Origin of the sequence: Colwellia chukchiensis (assembly GCF_002104455.1) — a bacterium.
Taxonomy (GTDB): domain Bacteria; phylum Pseudomonadota; class Gammaproteobacteria; order Enterobacterales; family Alteromonadaceae; genus Cognaticolwellia; species Cognaticolwellia chukchiensis.
The window spans coordinates 57,838-82,387 of record NZ_NBOC01000014.1 but is presented as its reverse complement, the minus strand read 5'-3'; the positions used below and the strand labels follow the sequence as shown (position 1 = coordinate 82,387).

The 24,550-nt window shown below is 40.8% G+C and carries 24 protein-coding genes; 10 read left to right on the top strand and 14 right to left on the bottom strand.

The window, feature by feature from the left end; genetic code table 11:
• The first annotated feature begins 6 nt into the window (after positions 1-6).
• The 4 genes from B6K83_RS14195 (at position 7) to B6K83_RS14180 (ending at position 2,573) form a co-directional block, all read left to right on the top strand.
• Positions 7-942 carry a DUF808 domain-containing protein gene (locus tag B6K83_RS14195; RefSeq protein WP_085285581.1) on the top strand — a complete coding sequence of 312 codons (936 nt, stop codon included), beginning with the start codon at positions 7-9 and terminating at the stop codon, positions 940-942.
• A 150-nt stretch (positions 943-1,092) separates the two neighbouring features.
• A complete protein-coding gene (gene hpf / locus B6K83_RS14190; protein WP_085285580.1) occupies positions 1,093-1,428 on the top strand; it encodes a ribosome hibernation-promoting factor, HPF/YfiA family in 336 nt (111 codons plus the stop codon).
• Positions 1,429-1,659: 231 nt separating this feature from the next.
• Positions 1,660-1,956 carry a DUF6172 family protein gene (locus B6K83_RS14185; protein ID WP_085285579.1) on the top strand — a complete coding sequence of 99 codons (297 nt, stop codon included), beginning with the start codon at positions 1,660-1,662 and terminating at the stop codon, positions 1,954-1,956.
• A 167-nt stretch (positions 1,957-2,123) separates the two neighbouring features.
• Entirely contained in the window at positions 2,124-2,573 is a 450-nt protein-coding gene (locus tag B6K83_RS14180; protein WP_233144029.1) for a serpin family protein, read from the top strand.
• Positions 2,574-2,652: 79 nt separating this feature from the next.
• On the opposite strand, the gene B6K83_RS14175 is transcribed toward B6K83_RS14180, so the two are convergent.
• From B6K83_RS14175 to B6K83_RS14165, 3 genes are all read right to left on the bottom strand, one after another.
• Entirely contained in the window at positions 2,653-3,576 is a 924-nt protein-coding gene (locus B6K83_RS14175; protein ID WP_085285578.1) for a histone deacetylase family protein, read from the bottom strand.
• A gap of 150 nt (positions 3,577-3,726) precedes the next feature.
• On the bottom strand, positions 3,727-5,562 hold the full coding sequence (locus tag B6K83_RS14170; RefSeq protein WP_085285577.1) for a GNAT family N-acetyltransferase: 1,836 nt from the start codon (positions 5,560-5,562) through the stop codon (positions 3,727-3,729).
• Positions 5,563-6,045: 483 nt separating this feature from the next.
• On the bottom strand, positions 6,046-7,215 hold the full coding sequence (locus B6K83_RS14165) for a hypothetical protein (protein ID WP_085285600.1): 1,170 nt from the start codon (positions 7,213-7,215) through the stop codon (positions 6,046-6,048).
• A gap of 473 nt (positions 7,216-7,688) precedes the next feature.
• Between B6K83_RS14165 and B6K83_RS14160 the strand changes: the two genes are divergently transcribed.
• Positions 7,689-8,576 (top strand): alpha/beta fold hydrolase, encoded by an 888-nt coding sequence (locus B6K83_RS14160; protein WP_085285576.1) that lies wholly within the window; start codon positions 7,689-7,691, stop codon positions 8,574-8,576.
• A gap of 46 nt (positions 8,577-8,622) precedes the next feature.
• Here B6K83_RS14160 and B6K83_RS14155 read toward each other — a convergent pair whose 3' ends face one another.
• Positions 8,623-10,020, bottom strand: coding sequence for a hypothetical protein (locus B6K83_RS14155; protein WP_085285575.1), 1,398 nt, complete (start codon positions 10,018-10,020; stop codon positions 8,623-8,625).
• A gap of 310 nt (positions 10,021-10,330) precedes the next feature.
• Here B6K83_RS14155 and B6K83_RS14150 point away from each other — a divergent pair, with 310 nt between their 5' ends.
• From B6K83_RS14150 to B6K83_RS14140, 3 genes are all read left to right on the top strand, one after another.
• Positions 10,331-12,163 carry a tetratricopeptide repeat-containing diguanylate cyclase gene (locus tag B6K83_RS14150; protein ID WP_158088360.1) on the top strand — a complete coding sequence of 611 codons (1,833 nt, stop codon included), beginning with the start codon at positions 10,331-10,333 and terminating at the stop codon, positions 12,161-12,163.
• A gap of 13 nt (positions 12,164-12,176) precedes the next feature.
• Complete coding sequence (locus B6K83_RS14145) at positions 12,177-12,506, top strand: Fis family transcriptional regulator (protein ID WP_139175585.1); 330 nt, start codon at positions 12,177-12,179, stop codon at positions 12,504-12,506.
• 131 nt (positions 12,507-12,637) lie between these two features.
• Positions 12,638-13,123 (top strand): GNAT family N-acetyltransferase, encoded by a 486-nt coding sequence (locus B6K83_RS14140; protein ID WP_085285572.1) that lies wholly within the window; start codon positions 12,638-12,640, stop codon positions 13,121-13,123.
• 116 nt (positions 13,124-13,239) lie between these two features.
• On the opposite strand, the gene yegD is transcribed toward B6K83_RS14140, so the two are convergent.
• The 8 genes from yegD to B6K83_RS14100 all read right to left on the bottom strand — a co-directional run bounded on the left by yegD (position 13,240) and on the right by B6K83_RS14100 (position 19,740).
• Positions 13,240-14,598, bottom strand: a complete 1,359-nt coding sequence (gene yegD / locus B6K83_RS14135) for a molecular chaperone (RefSeq protein WP_085285571.1) — start codon at positions 14,596-14,598, stop codon at positions 13,240-13,242.
• A gap of 119 nt (positions 14,599-14,717) precedes the next feature.
• Entirely contained in the window at positions 14,718-15,491 is a 774-nt protein-coding gene (locus B6K83_RS14130) for a ribonuclease H family protein (protein ID WP_085285570.1), read from the bottom strand.
• A 59-nt stretch (positions 15,492-15,550) separates the two neighbouring features.
• Positions 15,551-16,339 carry a prolipoprotein diacylglyceryl transferase gene (gene lgt, locus B6K83_RS14125; RefSeq protein WP_085285569.1) on the bottom strand — a complete coding sequence of 263 codons (789 nt, stop codon included), beginning with the start codon at positions 16,337-16,339 and terminating at the stop codon, positions 15,551-15,553.
• 373 nt (positions 16,340-16,712) lie between these two features.
• Complete coding sequence (locus B6K83_RS14120) at positions 16,713-17,081, bottom strand: PH domain-containing protein (RefSeq protein ID WP_085285568.1); 369 nt, start codon at positions 17,079-17,081, stop codon at positions 16,713-16,715.
• Between the two features lie 134 nt (positions 17,082-17,215).
• Positions 17,216-17,764 (bottom strand): HPP family protein, encoded by a 549-nt coding sequence (locus B6K83_RS14115; protein ID WP_085285599.1) that lies wholly within the window; start codon positions 17,762-17,764, stop codon positions 17,216-17,218.
• 85 nt (positions 17,765-17,849) lie between these two features.
• Positions 17,850-18,068, bottom strand: coding sequence for a hypothetical protein (locus tag B6K83_RS14110; protein ID WP_085285567.1), 219 nt, complete (start codon positions 18,066-18,068; stop codon positions 17,850-17,852).
• Between the two features lie 132 nt (positions 18,069-18,200).
• Positions 18,201-18,407, bottom strand: a complete 207-nt coding sequence (locus B6K83_RS14105) for a DUF3565 domain-containing protein (protein WP_085285566.1) — start codon at positions 18,405-18,407, stop codon at positions 18,201-18,203.
• A 49-nt stretch (positions 18,408-18,456) separates the two neighbouring features.
• On the bottom strand, positions 18,457-19,740 hold the full coding sequence (locus B6K83_RS14100) for an MFS transporter (protein WP_085285565.1): 1,284 nt from the start codon (positions 19,738-19,740) through the stop codon (positions 18,457-18,459).
• A gap of 168 nt (positions 19,741-19,908) precedes the next feature.
• Between B6K83_RS14100 and recR the strand changes: the two genes are divergently transcribed.
• Both recR and B6K83_RS14090 read left to right on the top strand, forming a co-directional pair.
• The gene (gene recR, locus B6K83_RS14095; RefSeq protein WP_085285564.1) at positions 19,909-20,514 is read left to right on the top strand and encodes a recombination mediator RecR; all 606 of its coding nucleotides are present in this window, start codon (positions 19,909-19,911) and stop codon (positions 20,512-20,514) included.
• A gap of 93 nt (positions 20,515-20,607) precedes the next feature.
• The gene (locus B6K83_RS14090) at positions 20,608-21,714 is read left to right on the top strand and encodes an MBL fold metallo-hydrolase (RefSeq protein WP_085285598.1); all 1,107 of its coding nucleotides are present in this window, start codon (positions 20,608-20,610) and stop codon (positions 21,712-21,714) included.
• A 221-nt stretch (positions 21,715-21,935) separates the two neighbouring features.
• On the opposite strand, the gene ilvN is transcribed toward B6K83_RS14090, so the two are convergent.
• Positions 21,936-22,436: an acetolactate synthase small subunit gene (gene ilvN / locus B6K83_RS14085; protein WP_085285563.1), complete on the bottom strand. Its 501-nt coding sequence runs from the start codon at positions 22,434-22,436 to the stop codon at positions 21,936-21,938.
• Entirely contained in the window at positions 22,436-24,163 is a 1,728-nt protein-coding gene (locus tag B6K83_RS14080; RefSeq protein WP_085285562.1) for an acetolactate synthase 3 large subunit, read from the bottom strand. Before B6K83_RS14080 ends, ilvN begins: the two co-directional genes overlap by 1 nt.
• Positions 24,164-24,550: the final 387 nt, after the last annotated feature.

Genomic DNA, 24,550 nt, shown 5'->3' with positions numbered 1-24,550 from the left:
GTTTAAGTGGCAGGAGCAAGTTTATTAACCTTACTAGATGATATTGCCGCTGTACTCGATGATGTGGCGATATTATCGAAAGTGGCCGCGAAAAAATCTGCTGGCGTCTTGGGTGACGATCTCGCACTCAATGCGGAACAAGTGTCTGGGGTTAAAGCCAATAGAGAGTTAGCGGTGGTTTGGGCGGTTGCCAAGGGCTCATTTGTTAATAAGTTGATTTTAGTACCCTCGGCGTTATTGATTAGTGCTTTTTTACCGCCACTGATCATCATTTTGATGATTGTTGGTGGCTTATTTCTTTGTTATGAAGGCTTTGAAAAGGTCAGTCATAAACTTTTAGCGAGTAAAGAAACCTCAAAAGGTCAACATCAAACACTTGTGCAAACGGTTAGTAATGACAATGTTGACCTTGTTGCAGTGGAAAAGTACAAGATAAAAGGTGCAATTCGCACTGATTTTATCCTTTCAGCTGAAATTATTGTCATTATCATGGGCTCAGTGCAATCAGCGGCGTTTCAAACACAAGTATTGGTTATCTCAACATTGGCTATTATTTTTACTGTTGGTGTTTACGGGCTGGTTGCTGGCATTGTCAAGCTAGATGATTTAGGGCTGTATTTATTGCGTAAATCACACTCGGGGCACTTTAATACGCTGCAACGAGCACTCGGTCGAAGTTTATTGATATTTGCTCCCCAATTAATGAAGCTGTTAACCATTATCGGCACTATTGCTATGTTTTTGGTTGGTGGTGGCATTATTGTTCATAGCTTTTCTTGGCTGAGCGAACAATTTCACCACCTTGAACTGTGGTTAACTCCATACATTGGCTTGTTAGCGGAAAATGTTTTACCCATATTGCTTGATGGGATTGTCGGTTTTATCGCTGGTGGTTTAGTGTTAGTTGTGGTTAAAGTTATTTCTCGTTTGAATAGTAAGTAGCTAAGCAATGGGGGATGGTGCGTTTAGTTTGATTTAAAACAAGCTTTCTGAGCATCTAAGTATGAAATTACAAATAAGATCAATTTCGCTATTGTATTTTGCTGTCAGTGCCCAGAGTATATAGTTGAAGACAACAACAAAGGTAGCACTATGAAAATAAATATTTCTGGACATCACGTTGAAATCACCGAAGGCATTAACTTAGCAGTTGAAAATAAATTTGCCAAAGTTGCCAAACACTTCCCAAGCTTAATGACCTTAGACGTCATCGTTACCGTTGAGCCTAATCAACAGAAAATAGAAGCTACAACCTCTTATGAAGGCGCAACCGTCTCAGTTAATGCCACCGATAAAGAGCTCTATGCCGCGATAGCAAGCGCCGCAACTAAGCTTGAAAAAGCCTTGGCACATCGAAAAGGCGTGTTATCGGCAAGAAAGAATAAAAGATTTGAAGTTGAGCAATCAAATGCATTTGAAAGTGTGTAAGCTTAATAAACCATAGTTAATCCCTTGAAAGGTCGTCGAATGCACGACCTTTTTTATTGCTGGTATTTATACATTGTATGGCAGAAACTGAGCTTGGTACTTATTGGCTTATGTATAGCAGTAAGGTAAAGCCTAAGTGTGGCTATTATTGCACGGTTTACGTAAAATACGCACTGGGCTTTTTGTTAAATGTTAGCATTAGAGTGTCCATACTATCCGCCAAGGAATTTCATGAAAAAAACTTTCGAAATCAGCCATGATAAAATCAAACCCGCACGCATGGTTGAGTCTATAAAACATCAAGTCAAAAAGTATTTAAAACGCGAGCGCAATAAGGCTTTACCAGAAGCAGCAGACTATTGGGACTTTGATTGTAAAATAGGCAAAACAGAGCAAACTGCCGATATGGTCCATGTATCTAACATTAACAAAGCGATGGATAATATTGTCGCCACCGGTGTCACGTCTTTTTATCTTGAGATTTTAGCGAAACCAGCCGAACGTCAGTTCATTGAAAAAGAGTCTTAAGCGCCAACAGCGCTTGCTCAATAACCTGTCTTAGCATCTGAGCTTTAATACATCCTAGTGTTTGCTGTAGAGCTGCTGCCATCAGTGTTAGCAGTTAAACTCGCAAAATAACGCGCACTGACTATACTTGCCTTACCGAATTTTCGGTAACACTAGGAGAGTATAATATGAGACAGTTTATTAAGCTGATAAGCTTATGTTGCATACTCTTTGCCGTTTCTTCTCACGCTGAGCTTGAGATCTATAAAGATTATGATATTGGAACAGAAGTTATTTCGATGACTACGGTACGCATTGCACCGAATATGGGCGATGTCTATTTGGCTGGCATTAAACAAAGCTGGGTAAAAGCCGTTAAGTTGCAGAAAAAACTAGGCTATATCAAAGACTGGAAAATATATAGCAGCGAACTGCCGCAAAGCGGTGATTTTAACATGGTATTGATGGTGGTTTTTGACAGCAGTGCAGACTTAGAGCCCAACCAGAAAAAGTATAATACTTTTATGAAAAGTTGGGGTCAGGCTAATCAAGATAATGCACGCGAATTAACAAAAACCTATCCTAACGTGAGAACCCTCACTGGGGAATATCGACTGCGAGAAATCATCTTAAAATAATCACAGCACAGTTTGCTACACACTAAGCTTTAACCTTAGATGTGTGGCGAGCAAATTAATCAATGGCAAGGGCATTATTTTAATAACCAATTAAGCCATTAATATGGGCAACCGCACTGCGCCCTAAAGCGTTTAGGGCATAGCCACCTTCTAACACAGAAACTATGCGCCCATGCCCATAGCTATCAGCAATTTGTTTGAGTTGCTCGGTTACCCAACGATAATCTTCGTCTATCAAACTCAGTTGTGACATTTCATCTTCAATGTGAGCGTCAAAGCCAGCTGAGATAAAGATCATCTCCGGTTTAAACTTATGTAATGCTGGCAACCAGTCATCCAGTATTGCTTGGCGAAAGTCAGCACTTTTTGTTGTCGCATCGAGCGGGGTATTAATAATGGGTGCTTTATTACTGGCTTGTATCTCGAAAGGGTAAAATGGGTATTGATAGGTTGAGCAAAATAAAAAGCCTTTGCGGTTTTTTATGATATCTTCCGTACCATTGCCGTGATGAACATCAAAGTCGACAATGGCAACCCGTTTTAATTTATAGTGTGTTTTAGCGTAAATAGCGGCAAGGGCAATATTATTGAAGAAGCAAAAGCCCATGGCTTTGTCGTGTTCAGCGTGATGCCCTGGCGGTCGAGTAACACAAAATGCCGATGAAATTTCTTTGTTCATAACTAAATCAACCGCATCAATAGCAGCGCCAGCAGAGAGCAGGGCGGCATTTAAGGTTGCCGGGCACATACTCGTGTCGGCATCTATTTGAAAGTCACCCTCACTGGGCGCATTAGCAAAAATGTACTCTACATAGTCTTTATCATGGGCTAAATATAGCCGAGTTTTATCAATCGCTTTAGCCTGGTATTGTTTAACGACATAGTCTAAACCACTGCGAATGAGCTGATCTTGGATAGCATTTAAGCGCTCAGGGGCTTCAGGGTGATGCTCGCCCATCTGGTGAGCTAAGCACTGGTGATGGCTAATAATGCCAACGGTCATATTGAAACTCCTATTTAGTGTTATGTCTTGTGTTTAAAACGATACAGCCATCACCGACGCATTGAGTATAATGTGCTAACAATCAGTGGTTGCTAGATTATATTGATAGCCCGACAGACTTTATGACGCTAATACTACGTTCCGTTAATATTATAAAGTGTATGCCAAACTGACTTCGTCGTAATCTTCCGATGGTTTTCTAATAAAGCCTGCGTTTTCAAATACTTTTAGCATGGGTGCATTGTCTCGGCGCACGCACGCTACCAACTGTGATAAGCCTCTGATTTTCGCAATTTTGATTATTTCTGACAAGAGTGCTTTAGCCATACCTTTGCCGCGCTTGCTTTCTTTTATCACAAATGCAACTTCGGCACTGTTACTGGCTTTAAGGTAATAATAGCGCCCAACTGCTTGAATCGACTCTCCTAAGTCATCATGCTCGGTTAAACATAGTGCTAAATCGATATGTTGATTAACACTAACCAAGTTACATGACTTTTCACGACTCATTTGTGTGGCGTGATGGTTATAACGCATCATCAAGGTTTCTTTGTTGTGAGAATAAAAGAACTCTTGTAGTTTACGCTCATCTGCTGGGGCTAGTGGGCGAAGAAAATATTCTGAGTCTGCGAAGGTAAAGCGCTTGATGGCAATTTTACCCAGTTCAGGTACCGAGGTCGGCGTGTTCTCTTGGTATTCAGGAACCCAGTAATGTTTGCGCACATCACTGAGAAGTTGCGCCCTAAACTTAGGATGGGCAATACGAATTAACTCTAACGCACGTTCGCGAACACTTTTGCCTTGCAGTGAGGCAATACCATATTCTGTGACGACATAGGAGACATGCCCGCGAGAGGTGACAACACCCCCCCCTTCAGTGAGATGGGCAACAATACGAGAAATTTTGCCATCTTTTGTGGTTGATGGTAAAGCGATGATAGGTTTGCCGCCTTTACTTAACGATGCGCCGCGAATAAAGTCCACTTGACCACCAATACCACTATAAAAATGATAGCCAATAGAGTCAGCAACCACTTGTCCGGTTAAGTCGACTTCGATGGCGCTGTTAATAGACACCATTTTTTCGTTACGCGCTATGTTAACCGGTGAATTTACATGCTCACTAGGGTAGAACTCAACATGTGGGTTGCCATCGACAAATTTGTATAAACGCCGTGTACCAACGCAGAAGCTGGCAACGGTTTTGCCTCGATGGAACGTTTTTCTGCGGTTGTTGATCACGCCTTTAAGCATTAAGTCGATAATACCTTCAGAAAGCATTTCACTATGCACGCCGAGATCTTTATGGTTTGCTAAATACCGTAATACCGCTGATGGAATATTACCCATACCTATTTGTATGGTAGCGCCATTTTCCACCAACATAGCCACATATTGACCAATTTGCTCAGTGACTTGATCTACCTCTGGCTCAGGTAACTCAGGTAAATACTGTTTGACTGTGATATGGGCATGAATTTGATTAAGGTGCACAAAACTATGACCATTGGTACGGGGCATTTTAGGATTGATTTGGGCAATGACAAAACGCGCTTTTTTTATTGCAGCTGATACAATATCAACACTAACGCCGAGAGAGCAATAGCCATATTCATCAGGTGGGCTGACCATGATCAAGGCCACATCTAGCGGTAAAATATTTTTATTAAACAGTTTTGGAATTTCAGATAAAAAAGTGGGGGTATAATCTGCGCGCCCTTCATTTATGGCTTGACGAACGTTAGTGCCACCTATAAAAAAGGCATTAATTTTAAATAAATCTTGATGTTGGGGTTCAGCCCAAACATTGTCAGATAAGGTTAGGATATGAACCGCTTCAATATCATGCAATCCGGCGGAGTTGGCAATTAAGTTGTCAATTAATGCGTTTGGTACCGCCGCATTTGAGCCAATAAAAATTCTATCCCCAGACTTAAGATATTGAGTCCAATCAATAACTGGCTCACCTTTTTGTTTCAATGGCATAAGCTGTCTCTTTTGTGACGCGATTTTAATGCTTAACGAATGTAACCTTGCTTAATTAACCTAACGACAGGATATCACAGCAGCATAAGTCAGTATGACAGAACAGTAAATATGTTTTTTGATCGCCGTCAAGTTGAGCGAATCGCTGGCTTTTTAAATTGTGGCGTTATCACTTAAGTGTAAAAAATCGCCGTGGCTAAAGCGCAGTTTTTAGGAGGGGCAGGGCATAGGTCGATAAATTGGGCGCCAATGTTTAAAAACGACTCATGTAAACAGACTTAACTTACCCACCGCTGCGGTGGCGTTTGGGCTTATGCGTGGCTTCGTCAGCGCTTATTCCAAGTTGCCACGCTATGCCATAAAAAAGTTGCCAGCTGTGTTTGCTCGCGGAGTGTAATTGTTCATGTATAATGCTCACGCGTTGGGGATTATTGTAAATATTGACGCTTTACGAGACCTGAGCATTATTCTACTGTGATGTTGTTAACCAAATATATTGCGCATTAACGTAATGGCTTGGTCAACGGTTTTGCCGTCTTTAACACTATTGACAATCGTGCTGCGCATATTGTGGATAAAGTCGGGTAAATCATCCTCAGCTAGTGCTTTATCAACAATAGCTTCAGCCGATTCTTTGCTACGCTTTAGTGACCTTACTACCCCAATTTTGGTTTTGCTTGGTTTGTCGCGCATTTTAAGGTAATTCGAGTTTGCTGCGAGATTGTTATCGGCAAATAAAAACAAATCGATAAGGGTAGCACGATATTGCCAAAGCTTAAGCTCAGTCTCATCACTGGGTTTGTCGCTGCGCCACCATGCAGTATTTCTTAGCGTAAGGATCATTTCATGCCAATAGTCATCAAAGCTTTGTTGGTTGAGTTTAACCACACCAAGCCCCACTGAAAGTGACGACATTTTAGTGCTGGTTAAGGCGATAAACTGATCAGGGCGGCGCATGGCCAATAGTCGCGTGGCAACACTTAGTGTTGCATTTTTAGCACTATCATCGGCAGCAAATATCGCTTTAAAGGCGTCAACAAAGCGCAGATAATCGCTCTCAGTCACCTCGCCTGCTAGCGGGATATGTGCTAAGGCTTGATCGAATGCCTGCGGTTTTGTTTGCAAGTATTGATGAAAGGTATTTGCTGCACGGGTGCTAGCAAACCATTCAACATCAAAATCATACACACTAATATCATGGCGCGCGGTATGTTTACCCGCAAATGCTAGCCTATCTTCTTCACTCATATCGCTAAAGCTTTTATCGCAAATGCTACTAAGGTAATCCAGAAGCCTTAGTCGCTCAGTGAGCGCCTGCCGTGATGCATTATCGTGCATAAAGTTAACAAAAAGTGGCCAGGGAATAACGCGCGCCATTTTTAATTGACAAGCGCTTACCCCATTAGCCAAGGTTTGTTGTAATTTTTTTAGCGGCTTTTCTTGGTCAGGGTTTAATAAGTCACGGTTAAGGTCGTGAGCGCAAATGCGATGCAACTCTTTACACCAATCGAGAAAGTTATCGGGGTGGTTAGTTACCTTTACCGCCATTAAGTTTAAGCTAAGGTCGGCGACAAAAGTAAGAGTATTTTGATAAATAGATTGTTCACTAGCACTAAGTGCCATGGCATTAGGAGAGGTAAGCAGTTTACGCATAAAAATAGGGGGCCCTGACGATGGAAAAATAAAAATAGGGCGGCATGATACGTGTAAAATCGTTGAAGGCAAGTGCTGAGCAAGTTTTTTAATTAAGAAATGTACAACTGCTGATAAAGTCGGCATAAATTGGCGTAATAGCGTGCAAACTGCTGTTCCAAGCTGCTTAATACCCGCAAGGGTTTTCGCATAATGTTACCCTTATCCGCACAGACTCACTAGTCTCATTATGCTTTGAATATCCAGAGCAGCAATGAGCGAGTATCCATCAACGAAGCAATTTACACTGAGTATGTTGTCATTAAACAGCTACGCTAGAATAAGCAATGCTAAGGTAAGCGTATTGATGCTTGTCCTTGGTGAAAAAAGTCAGTACGCTAGTGGGGTGTGGTCATACCACTTTGCGTCAGTTTTGTTAGTATGGCGCCTTATGTCAGATGATTTTTTAGCTATTGATAACGAGGAGCGAGTTAATGCAGCAAGAGTCCTTATTTATTACCGATAACGAGCAGCAACTTCACTTGCGACATATTTGGCAGCGCCCAGGCGGGGTGCCAATTTTTTTACTGCATGGTACGATTGAAAATGGCTTTATTTTTTACTCTGAGAAAGGCAAAGGTTTAGCTTGTTTTCTTGCTGAACAGGGCTTTGATGTCTATGTTGGCGATTTGCGCGGCCGTGGTAAAAGTACTCCTTTAATTAATGCGCAGTCATGTTTTGGCCAATATGAAGCAATAACGCGTGATATCCCCTTGTTTTTAGAAAAAATTCAGCTGTTAAACCCGCAAAAAATACACCTTATTGCTCACTCATGGGGCGGCGTGCTGTTAGCCAGTTTTCTTGCTCGTTATCCACAATGGTTAGATAAAGTTCTTAGTCAAACCTGTTTCGGCACTAAACGTGTGGTAACGGCCAAAAACCTTGAGTCTTTTGTGAAGATTGGTTTGATCTGGCGTTATATTGCGCCTTTATTAGTGAAGCGGCATGGCTATTTAGACGCGAAAAAATATCGTCTAGGTGCTGATAATGAAACCAAACAGTCATTGCAAGAAAGTTTAGCTTGGGTCAAGCCGGGGCACTGGCGTGATCGTTATGATGGCTTTGACTATCAACAGGCCGCAAACGCAATAACTTGGCCACCAACATGGCATTTTACTGGCAGTAAAGATCAGGCTTTGGGCCATGCTCAGGATGTACAATTATTTATTGATGAATGTGGGAATACACAAGCCAAATTTAGCTTATTATCTAAACAAGCTGGCAATCTTGTCGATTACGATCATATTAATATATTAACGCATCCGTTAGCGGTTGAAGATCACTTTTTGCCATTGGCCCAGTGGTTAAAAGATAAATCTTAAACTTAACTTTATGCGATAGTTATTGCAGTTTATTAAAACCTTGGCATTAATCTTCATCAATATATTCATCAATATCTTCATTATTTTCCATGGCTTCAATATTGATGATGGTTGAGCGGTTAATGGTGATCTTAAAGCGTTGTGCTTGCCTACGGTGCTGTCTATCTGTATACATAACAACAAGGTTAATTTGATAACGTCGCTCGACCGCTTGCTTCGTCACTTTATTGTTTGATTCAAGCGAATATAAACGACCTTCCCCTTTTTTTAAAAAGCGAATAAAAGGCGTGAGATTAAAGTATATTCGTTGTTGAATTTCGTCATAGCCAGGCATAAAGCTTTTAACATTGACTTTTGTATCACTGCGAAAATGCAGTAATCTGGCGGCTTGTTTATTTTGATGTCGCCGGGTCTGAAATAACTTATCTACCACCTTAGGTAGATCTTTATCACGAATATATTCGAGCCAGATGGTTTGATTAGCTATGGTTACTTTATTGAAGCTATTGGTATAAATGTGCTTCCATTTTGGTAGTCCTTTTTGGATCTTACGCCAAATAACACGGGTAATATCATCTTTAAAAATTTCTCGTAAGCCATAAATAACCCCTAACATGGCAACTAAGGCAATAGTGACTTCAGCAAAGTTAGCGCGTGCATTTAAAACTAATACCATTACAAAGGCCATGATGACCGCCGTAACTGTACCACGCACCACACGCTTTAAATTGCGGTTAAGACTTTTAACATCTTTTTGCAATACCACGCCATATTCAATCAGCCTTTGCAACAGCCGCATTTTATTGGTGATACGATTTGGATCATCTAACGTTATTTGCGAATTATATTGGTTACTTTGTCGATATTCATTTTCACTACGACACAAGGTGATCAAAAAATTGCGTTCGGCACTAAAGTCACTACTTTTAGGGCCACGTGAGAGCAACTTTAAAAAAGATTGCTCTACCTGCCAGCTTAGGTAGTTATCAGCATTTTCAAAAAAAGGCCTAAGTTTTTTATCTGGTGGTGTATAGCGTCTTAATTTTTTTAATAAACTGATAATTTGCTCAGCTAAAACAATGGCCTGCGGATAAAACTCTTCACTTTCTTTTAACTTAATGGTTTGCTTTATATCATTATCTAAAGCGATTAATATTTGATAAGAAAAAAGGTTTAGGTTTAAGCGGTAATCGCGGATCTGTCCTTTTTTTTGACTAATAAAGCGGCTGCGCACTAAGGGCAGGTGCATTTGATCAGAATAATAGGCGCTGTGGTTTTCTATGCTGCTATGAAAGTAATGTTCTTCAGTTAAAGTTTGTGGGCCTATGCCCATTTCAATAGGTAAAGAAAAGTATAAATCCAGTCGCTTATGATCAGTAGGCAACAGCTGATAACTGACTTTGATAGAAAGATTTTCATCTTGGGTGAGGGTCAGGTTATTCACTTAAATTTTTACGCTCCCTACATTGTCTCGCTGTACATTGAAAATAAGTAATGATACTTCATTTATGGCTGCATGAGTTTAGATACATCAGCGCGGTTAAAAGTTTTTATTAAAAAATACCTTTATCTACCTATAGTGATATTGCGGCGTTTACTGTTGATTATAAACAGTTCACTTATCCTTTATACAGCTGACAGTTGAAGCGGTACAGTGATATTAATTTTTTGTTGAATTTAAGATTACATATATTTAAATATAGGGTAAAGTAATGTTTAACAATGGAACGTTTGTACAAAAATGGAGTTTGTTCATGAATATGATTAGTTCAAGCAAAATAGTTAAATGCTTGATCTTGATCCCGCTTTTATTTGTGATGTTTGCCTTTAAAGAGTCCTATGCTCAAGAGCCACTAAGTTCTTACCACGAGCTCAAAACCATACCGCATTTAAATAGTGATGAAAATCGCCGCTTTGTTGCTCAAATACTTAGTGAGATAGAACAAGCAAAATACCTTAAATTACAAGCACCCATTTATGCCTATATTGCTGAGCTCAAAACCAACAAAGGTAATTGGATTGATGGAAGAAATTACCTCGTTTTGGCGATTGCGACATTAAAACATGTTAGTAATGATCATTTATTAATCGATGCGTTAGCCAGCATCAGCGCAATATTTATTATGCGCGGTAATTACTCTGATGCCATATTCTATGTTCAAAAACTGGCGGAACATTCATTTGAAACCGGTAACAGCCGAGGGCAAATTATTGCACTAAATCGTTTAGCGAAAAGTTATATTGAATTAGAGCTATATCAACTAGCCCTTGAGCCACTGCAAAAAGCGATTCAGCTAGCCCAACAAACTAAAAATTATGATAGTGAGCTATTAGCAACGCGCTATTTAATTAAATTACGAAATAACTTGCCTGAGGCTGATCCACAAGAAACCTTTACGCTCATGAACAAGGCGGAACGTATTCCTGTGCAGGGTAAACTTGACGATGGCTACTGGTATCGCTTAAAGGGGGTGGTTAATCAAGGCTTAGGAAATTTCTCTGCAGCTAAACGCTGGTATGCTCTAGCCTATACTAAAGCCTCATCTAGTCATGATGTGCATTTATTACAAATGGTTAACAAAAGCTTCGCTGAGTTATATTTAGCACTTAACCAGCCGATACTTGCGCTTGATTACGCCAGCGAGAGTTTACGGTATAATCGACAAACAGCACATTTAAATAACCGCGCAGCGATACATTACTTACTCAGTAATATTTACCAACAAATGGGCGATGATAAAAGCTCGTTAAAGTATTTACGCACTTACGCGGATTTTCAGCGTTTAGCTCGGGAAAAAAATACCGTGAGCTTACTTACCACTATGGATAAACGCTTAAGTAGTATTAAAAGCCAACATAAACAAGAGGCACTTAAAAATTCCTTGCTAACCAATAAAATCGAGGCTCAGGAAAGTGAAAAAAAACAGCAGTTTTTTATTTTTATCATTGTCGCACTGACGCTAGTATTTTGTTTTTTTCTCTTAGTGTTTATCGCTCGCCAGCGCATACTCAAAGCCCAAATGTTGTTGTCAATGAAAGACGAGTTAACCGGCATTTATTGTCGAAGTTATTTAAAAGAGTTTTTACCCGCGATGCAGTCTCGACTTGATCGCGAGCCCGATAAAACGCTGTCGTTAGGAGCATTAATACTAGATTGTGATGACTTTAAGTTTATTAATGACACCTTTGGCCATGATGGTGGCGATAAAGCCTTAAAGGCAATTGTTAACACCATAAAAACTCAGATACGAGAGCATGATTTATTGCTTCGCTGGGGCGGTGACGAGTTTGTGTTATTGTGTGAAGCCATTACCCAAGTACAAATGCGAGAGCTCACCGAGCGGATAGTAGCAGCAGTCAGCGATATGGTGATTGAATATGATGAACATTCGTTAACGGTTACTGTATCGGCTGGTTATGCTATACATGACAGAAATCAAAGCTTTAATTTTGATGCCCTGATTAAGGAAGCAGACGAGTTTTTATTAGCAAGTAAAAAAGCGGGTAAAAATAGCTATCTTGGTGAAGAATTTGTGGATGAATCAATGCAATATCTTCCCAATAGCTATGTAATCAGTGAAGTTTAATTCAGGTTTTTTAATGCGTAAATCAGATAAAAAGATAGATCAGAAAATTATAAACGCTTTAACACAGGTGTGTGAAAGCGCTCAACGCAATATCGATGGTTTTGTTTGGCTAACACATGACGTGAACTTTAAAGCGTTATCAAAAAGCTTAAAAGTTACTTGTGTATTTGCAAGTAATGAGTATTTAGCCGACTATTTAAAATCGGCAAATAAACAGCATTTACGGCAATTAATTGTTCATCACTTAGCCGAAATTGACATTGTTTTACAAGATGCTAACCAGCAAATAGTCTTAGTTAGTGAGGCAAGTTTTAATCAGCAACACGCAAAACTCAGGCATTAAGCAGCTATTATTGTTCAAGCACGACAAGTGTTAAAGGCGGTTAAAGAGTAAAATGTAATAACAAACATGATCAGCCATTATTGCAGCCGTCAATCATGACAATATCAGCAATAACATGTTCAGGAGAGTGTATGAGTAAGTTAGTGGTCAGAGCGGCAACTGCCGATGATGCTAAATTATTATTTAAATTTATCAAAGATCTTGCGAGATATGAAAAAGCGGAAGCAGAAGTATTAGCGACAGAGCAAAGCATAAAGCAATCGATTTTTGCAAAAGATAGTCATGTTTATGCGTTAATCTGTGAGCTTGATGGCGTGGCAGTAGGCTCGGCGATTTATTTTTTCAATTATTCCACTTGGCTAGCCAAGCCTGGTCTATTTTTAGAAGATTTATACGTTATGCCAGAGCATCGTGGGCAAGGCGCCGGTGTTGCGCTGTTAAAAGCCTTAGCAAAAACTGCCAAAGATAAAGATTGTGCGCGCTTTGAGTGGAATTGTTTAGACTGGAATACGCCGGCCAGAGAGTTTTATCATTCGTTAGGGGCAATCGCGCAAACTGAGTGGGTAGGTTATCGTATGAATGGCAAAACTTTAACTGAATTTGCCGCTGATTATTAAGTTACAATACTCGCAGAGACATTTAGCCAATATCGTGGCTACGGGCTAAATGTCTTTTGAGCACAGCCTAGTATTGCTCAGGTTTTGGCTAACGCTGTACGGTTAAAAATTATATATTACGCATAAATTTTATTAGCCCAGCGGGTTAGGCCGGCGGTGACACTGCCAAAGTGATCGCCAACCACTATCTGACAGCCAGGCAATTGCTGCTGTAAAAATTGCTGTAATACGGGGGACTTAGCCGTACCACCCGTAACAAATACCACATCTGGCTGGGTGTTTGCCTGAGCTATCGCCTCTGTCATTAATGAGGCAATAGCATTGAGCTGGCGCTGACAAGCATTGGCAAAGCAGCTTCTATCTAGGTTAATGTGTAAACCTTCATCTATATCGGTTAAATCAATGTGCTGGCTTGCTTGCTCCGTTAAGGCAATCTTGCTTTGCTCGGCAGCATTAACGACCCGATAACTGAGTTTTTGTTGCTGTACACTGAGCAGACGTGTTAATAGCTCGGGCTGCTCTGCATCACGAATAAGTTGTTGTAAAAAGCGTGCATTTTCAGCACTATAAAACTCGCTTTGTAATTGAATATTATTAATGGCCATCGCTTGCCAAAAGCTATTACTGGGCATAGGTTTACCACTTTTTAGCAAGCTATTTTTACCAAAACTGGGCATAATGGCTTCGATGGCTAAGGCGATATCAAAATCATTACCACCGACGCGCTCGCCACTGTGGCTTAGTAGGTCATGTGCTCTATCCATTGAACTTGCTTGTTTTGGCCCCATTAATAACATAGAGCAATCAGTGGTACCACCACCAATATCCACCACTAGCACTTTTTGCTCTTGGCGCAAGCTAGCTTCATATTCAAAGCCTGCCGCAACGGGTTCATATTGGAATTCAACCGCTTTAAACCCGACGCGTTTTGCTGCGTTGCTAAGTATTGCCAGTGCCTGTTGGTTACTTTTTTGCCCTTGTAAACCTTGAAAGTTTATTGGCCGACCGATCACGGTTTCATCAACCATTCTACCAAGGCTTGCTTCGGTCAAGGATTTAATATGACTCATCATGGCGGCAACAATATCTTCGAATAAGGCGATTTGCTGTGGCATTAAACCGCTAGCACCAAGAAACGATTTTGGCGATTTGATGTAGTAGCCCTCATCGGGCGCTTGTAAATAATGATTTAATGCTGCTTTGCCAAAGGAGAGCTCAGTAGGGTAGCCGTCTAACGTTAACTCACGCAAGCTATTGCGGCCTTTTTGTAATTGTAACTTGCGTTGCTGTTGAAAGCTGTCTCGCGCTGGCGAGCTTAATTGCTTAAATAACCAGTTAACGATAATGTCACGACTGGGTGCATATAAGGTTGACGGAATATATCGACCATGATCGCCTAACGATAACAGTTGTGGTTGATGATCTGTCATCACGCCGATAGCACAGTTTGACGTACCGTAGTCAAATCCAATCATGAAAAGCTCCTAACGAAAAAAAGGCCGCGTAGCATACTGAGTTCGTTGGCGCTAAGCAAGGGCTTTGTCCATTACAGCCGATGTAAACTGTACTTGCATTCTTGATGGTCGAAAGTAACTTAACCAGAAGGCATAGCTAAGATGGTTTTAATATCAATAGTGTCTGTATATTGCACTAATGCTTTAGTGCGCTTCATACGCGCTAATACCGCCATTCTATCGGCCAACTCATTACCTTCTATGTTCGCGTGGCCTTTAACATGGCTAATAATGATTTGATTTTTTAAAGCTTGGTATAGACTAAAGCATTGTTGGATCACCGCCAGATTTTTGATTTCTTCGCCTTTGCCGCGCGTCCAACCTTTTGCTTGCCAACCTTTGGCCCATTTAGTGATACAGTCGATTGAATATTTCGAATCTGACAGTATTTGCACGGTTTTACCTTGTTTAATAGCTGCTTGCGCATACTTAAATGCCGCCAGCATGCCATTAAGCTCGGCGGTGTTATTAGTGCCCATAGGCTCATATAAGCCATACCACAACTCGATTAGTTGTTGCTGATGATAAATAGCTAGGCCAGTGCCCGACTTGCCTGGGTTCGGCGAGCAGGCACCGTCGCAATAAATGGCAATATCTGCCTGAGCAATACCCGTCGCAGCCTGCTTTGGTGCACTATTATCAGCCGCCGCTTTATTGCCGCTATTTTTGCTCAAGGCGCGTTGACTCAAAGCTTTGGTATAACTGGCTTGAAAGGCGGCTTCGGCCTCAGCTTTTGTTGCAAAGCCCATATATTGGGCATCAGCGCGACCTTGAGTGTGGTTTTTGACATCTTGCCAGCTTTGGAAAATACCGGTTTTAGCGCCTTTCCATATCACATAATATTTTTTACTCATAATTCTCTTTGCTTTCGTTTGGTCATTATTGGCGATTGATTACCACTAAGCTGCTAATGCTATTTACTGTCTTTGTGGTTGTTATACGACCATATCACCAGCGCGACACCGGCAAGAAAAAATGGAATACTCAGCATTTGTCCAGCGGTTAAGGCAATATCTGCCGTATAGGCTGCTTGTTTTTCTTTTATCATTTCAATAAGAAAACGAGCGCTAAACACCAGTATTAAGAAAATACCTAAAATTGAGCCCGACGGCGTTTGCGCTTTTTTTTGTTTATAAAAAATTAATAAGGCAAAGAAGATAGTTAAATAAGCAATGGCTTCATAAAGCTGTGAAGGGTGGCGCGGCACGTTGTCAATGCGGGCGAATATGATTGCCCACGGCACGTTGCTCACGGTTCCGAGAATTTCAGAATTTACAAAATTAGCGCTACGGACAAAAAAGCCAAATAATGCGGTACAAATTGCTAGCCTATCTAATAACCAGCTGAATGCTAATTGGTGTTTTTTACTATAAATGCCAGCGGCAATAATAGCGCCTAAACCGCCACCATGGCTTGCCAAGCCGCCTTCCCAAATGGCGAATATTTTTAGTGGATTAGCAAAATAGTAGCCCGGTTCATAAAAGAAGCAATGCCCTAAACGAGCACCAACAATGACGCCAATAACGATGTAAACTAACAAATTATCTAGCTTGGCAAGATCTTGCTGCTCTTGTTGAAAAATCCACTTCATTACTTGCAAACCCGACAAGATAGCAGTGGCAAATAACACGCCATACCAATGTACAGTTAATGGTCCTATGGAGAAAAATACTGGATCTAAGTCCCAAACTAAATGTTGCAATGCTTTACCCTTAATATCATGAATGTTGAACTTTTTTTGCTTAACTTGCCGGACTGTTGAGCGTTAGGTCACTGTTTGACATATTCTAACAAGCAAGCGCTAGCTTAGGTGAATTTATTTTCTCATCTATTAACGAGAAGTTATAAGAAAATTTTGTTAGCCATGTCTTTAACTAAGTTGACAGCGATACAGTTAATCACTTAAACAATAATTAGCCATCAATCTTAATACCATGTGAGTCAGTAATAAACAGAACGCTTTAGGGACAGTTTTGAACGATTAAGGAATTATAAAGCGCAGTGCAGACACTAAAGTAAAATGTGCTAGTGCTGCACCAGTGCATTAAATACCGAGTTAGTTAATGTGAGTTGGCTTAAAGTACATGTTGGGAAATTATTTTAGAGATCGCTAAAATCTCAGAGCGACCATTAAATTCAAACACCACTTTACCAAGCGCGGAAAAGTAAATTTCTAACTCAGAATCAAGATCAAATGTACCCGATGTTTCAATCGAGTAGGCAACAATGTTTTTGTACGGTAATGACGTATAATCAACTTTACTGCCGGTTATTCCTTGTACATTTACCGCAATAATGCGTTTATTGGTAAATACCACGCCATCACGCATGGTTTTATACGCGTCGACTATCTCTTCGTCGGTGAGTAATAACTCTGTCACTTTTTCGGCGTATTCAGGCGCTTGTTTTAATTTAAAGAAACCTTTGTTATTAAAATCAATCATCTAATATCCTTAAAACGGTTGTTAATGACTCATTATCATAGCAGATACTTGCCATAACACTCAGTAAATTAGACGTTTTTTATAAACTATGTCGGCTTAATTTAATGCCGCTATACATCTAAGCACGGTTATTATCATAGCCAATAGCGGGGATAGTGCCGTAAAGGATTGCGAGATAAATTGTTCACAATTAATGCATTGGCCAATAATATTAAAGAGCCAAGTGCCACGGGTGATACAACAAATAAATACCCATTACTGTGTATTTCCGAGCTACCAATAACGGCAATTAATGCTGTGGCACCGCCAGGAGGGTGCAATGTACGCGTATAATGCATGACGACGATAGACACTGAAACCGCTAGCGCACCAAGCAGTGCAATATCTAAAGTTAGGTACTTTTGAATAGTCACGCCAATAAAGGCCGATAATATATGCCCGCCGACAAAGTTTCTAGGCTGTGAAAAATCAGCCTGTGGCGCGCCATAAATAAGCACCGCAGAGGCGCCAAATGAGCCAACAAGAAACATACTTTTCAAAATATCAATATCGGTTAGACGACTAAGTATGGCGATCAAATACATACCGATAAAAGCACCTAACCAAGACCACATTACTTTTGAAGTTCGTTGTCGGGGTGGGCAAATATCTCCACCGCGCATTCTGGAAAAAACAACTTTGATCATATTGAAAATATCATTCCTGTCATCAGGTATTTTGCTCGCTTTAACGAGTTATTTGTTGGTTAATGTTACGCGACCAGGTTGGTTAGCTTATGATGCGAAAGCTCAGATGCCAAATATCGCATAGTGCTGAAACATCCTTGAACGCTTGCGGCGATTGTTTATCATTGACCCATATCTGTACACGATTTTCGCTATGAACTATTTTTGCAATACCAGTCACTTCGGATAATCGTTGATAAAATATTTCTTGATCGCTTTGGCACTTAAAAATACCCACCGTGATTTCTATTTCAGTACTCATAATAGATGGCTCCCATTATAACTTGTACAAGCCATATAGCCTATGCACTAGAGGTATTTTTATCTGGCTAATATCCCACATGACATTAAGAATGAACAATAATTAAAAGTAAAGGCTTATGACTAAAGGCTATTAAAGAAAATCTTTTGCCGCACCGTTTTCGCATTTAACGCAGTTGAGTTGCTGGCCCAACATAGCATCGCGAGTAGTCTGCTTGAGCACCCAAGGACGATTAATAAATGGCGGTTGATGTCTGACATGTTGCAAATGACCACAGTTAAGTTTTGCAACCCAGTGTTGTTGCTCATCACGTTGATAGCCAATAATGGCTTGTAACATGTTGCTCCCTTAAAATATCGGTTTATATGTTTTGCTTTTGTTGCCTTTATTAGCGCGCGTCTGGTGAAAGTTTGCTGGAACGTTTATGCTTACTAACTTGCTCTTTTTTTAAATAAGCCCAGCTAACTAAAAACAAGATGACCACAAATGGTAGGCTTGTTAATACTACACCATGCCAGCCTGAGTTGAATAGAATCCAACCCGCCATTAATGATGCCGTAGCTTGTAAGGCAAAAATAACAAAATCATTTAAGGCTTGTACTTTATGTCGTTCGCTGCTGCGATAACTTTGTGGCAGCAAAGAAGTACCGGTAAGAAAGAGAAAATTCCAGCCAATACCTAGCAGTATTAACGCCCACCAGTAGTGCATTACTTGCTCACCCGACATGGCAATCATAATCACTAGCGCATAGATGACTGTTCCAAGCAGCATGAGATTTTTTAAGCCAATATATTTAACTAACAACGCGGTAAATAACGACGGTATAAACATAGCGGCAATATGACTTTGTATTACCCATTTGGTGTCATGTAAACTGTGCCCTTGTATTTTATGCATACTTAAAGGGGTTGCTGTCATTAAATAACTCATTAACGCAAAGCCAATTGCCGCCGCCAATAATGCAATAATAAAAATAGGTTGTTTAATGATCGTACTTAATGGCCGCACTTCACCAGGCTGATGTTGGTGGTGAATATCGGGGTTGCGAAAGCCGCGCATCAATATCATGGCAATAATAAAAAGCACTGCTAGTAATAAAAACGAGCCAGCATAGCCATGTGGCGAAGCAAGCCAGTCTTTGGCAAGTACGGCAATCTCAGGGCCTAAAAATGCCGAGAAAATGCCGCTTAACATTAAAATGGATAACACCGTTGGGGTATCCTTGCTATCGCTGACGCTTTCTATGGCGCCAAAACGCAATTGCTGAATAAACGCGGTACAAACGCCAAATAACAAACTGGCACAGACCAATAACTCAAAGCTGGCAATTAATGCCGCCAAGCTAGCGATTAAGGCTCCAATAAAACCTAAGCTAAAGCCGGTAAATGTCGCGAACCGACGACCTTTGTGTTTAGCCAACATAGCTGCCGGAATAGCCGCGCATGCTACACCTAAGATCATCACAGTAACAGGAAGCGTAACCAAAGCTGGGTCAGCCCCCATGCTTGTCGCCAAAATGCCACCGATAAATACAATCACGGGTGATGCTGACATAACTAAAGCTTGCACTAAAAAAAGCAACCAAACATTTTTAGGTAACTTCAATAGTCGCTGCAATGTGAAATAGCTGAGCAGTAAAAAGCTCAAAGTGATAATAATGTTGCTTAGCATGAAAACACCTTAAAACAGCAGCCGTTAAATTGAATGAAAAACAGTTCACTATCATACTGATATTTTAGCTAAGAAGGGCAATTAATATCAGTTAAAAATAAGGATTATCAAATAGAGTGCCAAATGATAAACTTGAGCTGAAAAATAATACGAGATGAAAGCGTAATAATGAAATTTAGCCCGTTAGTTCAAGAACTTATAGACTCTCTTAAATGTTTACCAGGTGTTGGCGCAAAATCTGCGCAGCGCATGGCATTTCATTTACTTGAGCGAAATCGTCAAGGTGGCAGTAAGTTGTCACAATCCTTAGCGCGCGCGATGGAAAATATTGGCCATTGTCAGCAATGCCGTAATTTTACCGAGCAAAGTTTATGTGAAATCTGCCAAAGTTCAAAGCGAAAAATTGCAAGCCAGCTATGTATTGTAGAAACTCCAGCAGATGTAATTGCCATTGAGCAAACTGGTGAATTTCAAGGGCGCTACTTTGTTTTAATGGGACATTTATCACCGCTTGATGGAATTGGTCCCGACGATTTAGGCTTGGATGTTTTAGAAAAGCAGCTGGCTTCAGGGCAATTTAGCGAAGTCATTTTAGCGACTAACCCAACCGTTGAAGGTGAAGCAACAGCGCATTTTATTGCCGAACTAGCGCAAACTTATGCGGTAGAAATTTCTCGCATTGCCCACGGTGTGCCGGTTGGTGGAGAGTTAGAGTATGTAGATGGCAACACCTTGTCACATGCACTGTCAGGACGAAAAAACTATAGTTATTAGTCGACATTGTCTTATGGTAATGGCTTATGGCATAGTTTTGTTTTGTTTTGTTTTGACCCATCACTTAGACAGAGAACTACTGAGATAACCGCTATTAATATAATCACAGACACTAAGTTACCAATTAGCCTTGTTTTTAGCCTGATATTTATAGTTGGCTGTGCGTCAAGCAATAAAGTAACGCGACTGACACCAGCTGACGCTATTATCAAATATAAAACAAGCTCAGCGCAACCAGCGCGATACGAGAACCTATATCCGGGTAAAAAAGATTACCCATTAACCTGTCAAGCGCCGTGTTATCCGCCATCGCCAGCACTTGCCTGTGCAACTCCTGCCGAAAGCTGTCGTTTTGTTGGTAGACAATTGGCCATTGAGCCAACGACAGGTTTTACACTACGTTGGTTAGGCCACGCAAGTTTTTATCTACAAAGTGCTGATGGCAGTCGTTTGTTACTTGACCCTGTTAGCCAGCAATTTGATTGGCCGGTGGATTGGGCATTTACGTTAGCTGGTGGTTTTTTTCGGCCTGAGCCTCCTTGGTTGTCGGCAAATGAGCTGGCAGAGGTCGATGCGGTTTTGTATTCGCATATTCATTATGATCATTTTAATAAAGCCGATATAAAAAAAATAGGTAATCAAGCACAATATTTTGTGCCTTTAGGTTTTGCTCAGCACTTTGCTAATGATGGTTATGACATTACTGAAATGGCTTGGTTTGCAAACACAAAGTTAGCCGAGTTGACGCTTAGCTTTGTGCCTAGCCATCACTTTAGCAGTAGAGTGCTAGTGCCTTATATTTATGAAGATAACGATGCGACACTTTGGGGCGGTTGGGTTATCGAGCAGCAAGGTAAGCGGGTATTTTTTGCAGGTGATACCGGCTATTCAAAGCACTTTAAAGATATTCAACAACGTTATGGTGATATGGATATTTGTTTGATGCCAATAGCCTCTTATTACCACAAAGAAAACAGCAATTGGTATCGGTATGTGCACACCACCCCCGAAGATGCCTTAGTTGCAGCACAAGAACTCAACTGTAAAGTGATGATCCCTTGGGGGTATGGCAATAACAGCTGGCAAATGGGCGATCATAGCTCGCACTCGGCCTTGCTGCGCTTATTAAAAATGCATAAAACAATGCAATCTCAAGTGCCGTTATACATATTAAATGAAGGTGAGGCCGTAAGACTTTAGCTTTTTCGCGCTCTTGTGCATATAGCGCCAACTTAGCATGCTGATCAGGTTTGCTTTCCTGCTTCGTTAGTTATCATGTGCTTGCAGGGAGTTTGGTTTATTAATAACAAAATGCCAGAGCAGGCCAATAACCCATAAGCGCTAACGTAATATTAGCCGCCGTTAGGCAGCTAATATTTTAACGCTAACACTTGGGTATTGTCGTATCGTAAACGCTATGACTATTTTACACTTAGTGCCTTGTCACCACGGGCTATGCCAACACAGCCAGATCTAACCGACTCGATAATTTCTGTTTCATTGGCAAGTACTTGAATAAAAGCATTTATTTTTTCAACATCGCCGGTTAATTCAATAGTATAAATTTGCTTACCTATATCAATTATTGAGCCTCGAAAAATATCAGTAATGCGTTTGACTTCACTGCGCGACTTTTCATTCATGGCTAACACTTTAATGAGCAATAATTCACGCTCTACATGGCTGCGTTCAGTTAAGTCGGTAATTTTTATCACATCAATGAGTTTGTTAACTTGTTTGACTATTTGCTCGAGTATTTTGTCGTTACCTTTGGTAACTATGGTGATCCGCGATAAGCTGGCATCTTCTGTCGGCGCAACAGTTAAACTTTCAATGTTAAAGGCTCGTTGCGAAAACAAGCCAACAATACGCGATAATGAGCCCGCTTCGTTTTCTAATAATATTGCTAAAATTCTGCGCATTAGGCTTTTACTCCTTTTTTAATCCACATATCATCAACTGCGCCAGTGCGTATTTGCATCGGGTATACATGCTCGTTCTCGTCAACTAAGACATCAACAAATACCAGTCTATTTTTGATGGCAAACGCTTGTTGTAGTTTATCGTCTAGCTCATCAAGGGTATTAATTTGAATACCAACATGCCCATAAGATTCCGCCAATTTAACAAAGTCGGGCAAAGACTCCATATATGAGGATGAATGTCGGCCGCCATAGACCATGTCTTGCCATTGTCTTACCATACCCAATGATCGGTTATTTAACGAAATAATTACCACAGGTAAGTTATATTGCAAGCAAGTGGAAAGCTCTTGGATGTTCATTTGAATTGAGCCATCGCCGGTAATGCAGATCACATGACTATCAGGGAAGGCCAACTTTACCCCCATAGCCGCAGGCAAGCCAAAGCCCATAGTGCCTAAGCCACCTGAGTTTATCCATTGCCGAGGTTTAGCAAACGGGTAATATTGCGCCGCAAACATTTGGTGTTGGCCAACATCAGAACAGACATACGCTTCACCTTGAGTTATTTGGTACATGGCTTCAATAACGCGTTGTGGTTTGATTTTACCGTCATCTTGCTGATAACTAACGCTTTTTACGGCGCGCCATTGCTCTATTTGCTGCCACCAGTTTTGGTTATCTGCGGGGTTGGGCGTAAACTCTTGTTGCTCAAGTTCGTTAAGTAATTGTTTAATGACTACATCAACTAAGCCGACGACAGGTATATGGGCATTAATGGTTTTAGAGATAGACGTTGGATCAATGTCAACATGGACAATAGTGGCGTTAGGGCAAAACTTATTAACATTATTGGTAACCCTGTCATCAAACCTAGCCCCCAAAGCAAGAATAACATCGGCATTAGCCATGGCTTTGTTAGCTTCTAAGCTGCCATGCATACCCAACATACCTATAAAGTTATCATGTAAGCCAGATACTCCCCCTAAACCCATCAACGTATTAGTAACAGGGGCATTAAGTTTTTCTACTAACTCGGTTAAAAGTTCAGCAGCACTAGCGATAATAACGCCACCACCAGAATATATTACCAGACGCTTGGCTTGGCTAATGGTGTTAACTGCTTTTTTGATTTGCCGATGATGACCTTTTACGGTTGGGTTGTATGAGCGCATAGTTACTTCGGGATCAAACTTAAATGCGGCGCGCTTGTTTTGTGGCATTAAAATATCTTTTGGTAACTCAATAACCACAGGCCCTGGACGGCCGGTACTAGCAATATAAAAAGCTTTCGCTAAGGTATTAGGAATATCAACCACGCGACGGCAGTTAAAACTATGTTTTACGATTGGACGCGAGCAACCAACAATATCCGTTTCTTGAAAGGCATCGTCGCCAATTAAGCCAGTGGGTACTTGTCCAGATAGCACAACCATAGGAATTGAGTCCATGTAAGCGGTGGCGATACCGGTAATACAGTTAGTAGCACCTGGGCCTGATGTGGCTAGCACAACCCCGACTTCGCCTGTAGCACGAGCAAAACCGTCGGCCATGTGAGTGGCAGCTTGTTCATGACGAACAAGAATATGTTCAACGTCAGCTTGTTGAAAGAGCGCGTCATAAATATCTAATACTGTACCGCCTGGGTAACCAAATAAATATTTAACTTTAAGTGCTGATAGTGTTTTTACCACCAGTTCAGCACCTGAATATTGTGCCTGAGTCATAGCTAATCCCTTGTGTAAATAAAATGATTGATGAATAACTAACAATAAAAAACCCCCGGTCTTTGCAGAGCGAGGGTTTATGTTTAAATTTGTTTTACTTTATTTTTTACACACCACATTGCCCGCGCATTACCTGAGAAAGCACGACGACTAAGAGGAGAGATAAAGGTGTGTAAATTGTGTTCATGTATAAAAATTAATGAGTATCTAAAAGTAATGCCTACAGTTTTAAGGGGTTTTTCGGTCAGTGTCAATGGCAAAATGCCGATAACGGATAAAATTTTGTCATTATTTGCTAATAACTCTGGTCATATGAAGAATAGGCAATGATAGCGTCTTGCCATTGAGTTCGTTTTGGCGATTTATTGCTTAGCGTCGCGTCACTTT

Coding starts and splice junctions, on each gene's coding strand:
- B6K83_RS14100 (WP_085285565.1), bottom strand. CDS start 19,740: ATGCTAAGCAACATTATTATCACTTTGAGCTTTTTACTGCTCAGCTAT.
- B6K83_RS14160 (WP_085285576.1), top strand. CDS start 7,689: ATGCAGCAAGAGTCCTTATTTATTACCGATAACGAGCAGCAACTTCAC.
- B6K83_RS14175 (WP_085285578.1), bottom strand. CDS start 3,576: ATGACCGTTGGCATTATTAGCCATCACCAGTGCTTAGCTCACCAGATG.
- recR (WP_085285564.1), top strand. CDS start 19,909: ATGAAATTTAGCCCGTTAGTTCAAGAACTTATAGACTCTCTTAAATGT.
- B6K83_RS14140 (WP_085285572.1), top strand. CDS start 12,638: ATGAGTAAGTTAGTGGTCAGAGCGGCAACTGCCGATGATGCTAAATTA.
- B6K83_RS14105 (WP_085285566.1), bottom strand. CDS start 18,407: ATGTTACAAGCCATTATTGGCTATCAACGTGATGAGCAACAACACTGG.
- yegD (WP_085285571.1), bottom strand. CDS start 14,598: ATGATTGGATTTGACTACGGTACGTCAAACTGTGCTATCGGCGTGATG.
- hpf (WP_085285580.1), top strand. CDS start 1,093: ATGAAAATAAATATTTCTGGACATCACGTTGAAATCACCGAAGGCATT.
- B6K83_RS14145 (WP_139175585.1), top strand. CDS start 12,177: ATGCGTAAATCAGATAAAAAGATAGATCAGAAAATTATAAACGCTTTA.
- B6K83_RS14170 (WP_085285577.1), bottom strand. CDS start 5,562: ATGCCATTGAAACAAAAAGGTGAGCCAGTTATTGATTGGACTCAATAT.
- B6K83_RS14185 (WP_085285579.1), top strand. CDS start 1,660: ATGAAAAAAACTTTCGAAATCAGCCATGATAAAATCAAACCCGCACGC.
- B6K83_RS14120 (WP_085285568.1), bottom strand. CDS start 17,081: ATGATTGATTTTAATAACAAAGGTTTCTTTAAATTAAAACAAGCGCCT.
- B6K83_RS14180 (WP_233144029.1), top strand. CDS start 2,124: ATGAGACAGTTTATTAAGCTGATAAGCTTATGTTGCATACTCTTTGCC.
- B6K83_RS14130 (WP_085285570.1), bottom strand. CDS start 15,491: ATGAGTAAAAAATATTATGTGATATGGAAAGGCGCTAAAACCGGTATT.
- B6K83_RS14165 (WP_085285600.1), bottom strand. CDS start 7,215: ATGCGTAAACTGCTTACCTCTCCTAATGCCATGGCACTTAGTGCTAGT.
- ilvN (WP_085285563.1), bottom strand. CDS start 22,436: ATGCGCAGAATTTTAGCAATATTATTAGAAAACGAAGCGGGCTCATTA.
- B6K83_RS14080 (WP_085285562.1), bottom strand. CDS start 24,163: ATGACTCAGGCACAATATTCAGGTGCTGAACTGGTGGTAAAAACACTA.
- B6K83_RS14150 (WP_158088360.1), top strand. CDS start 10,331: ATGAATATGATTAGTTCAAGCAAAATAGTTAAATGCTTGATCTTGATC.
- B6K83_RS14110 (WP_085285567.1), bottom strand. CDS start 18,068: ATGAGTACTGAAATAGAAATCACGGTGGGTATTTTTAAGTGCCAAAGC.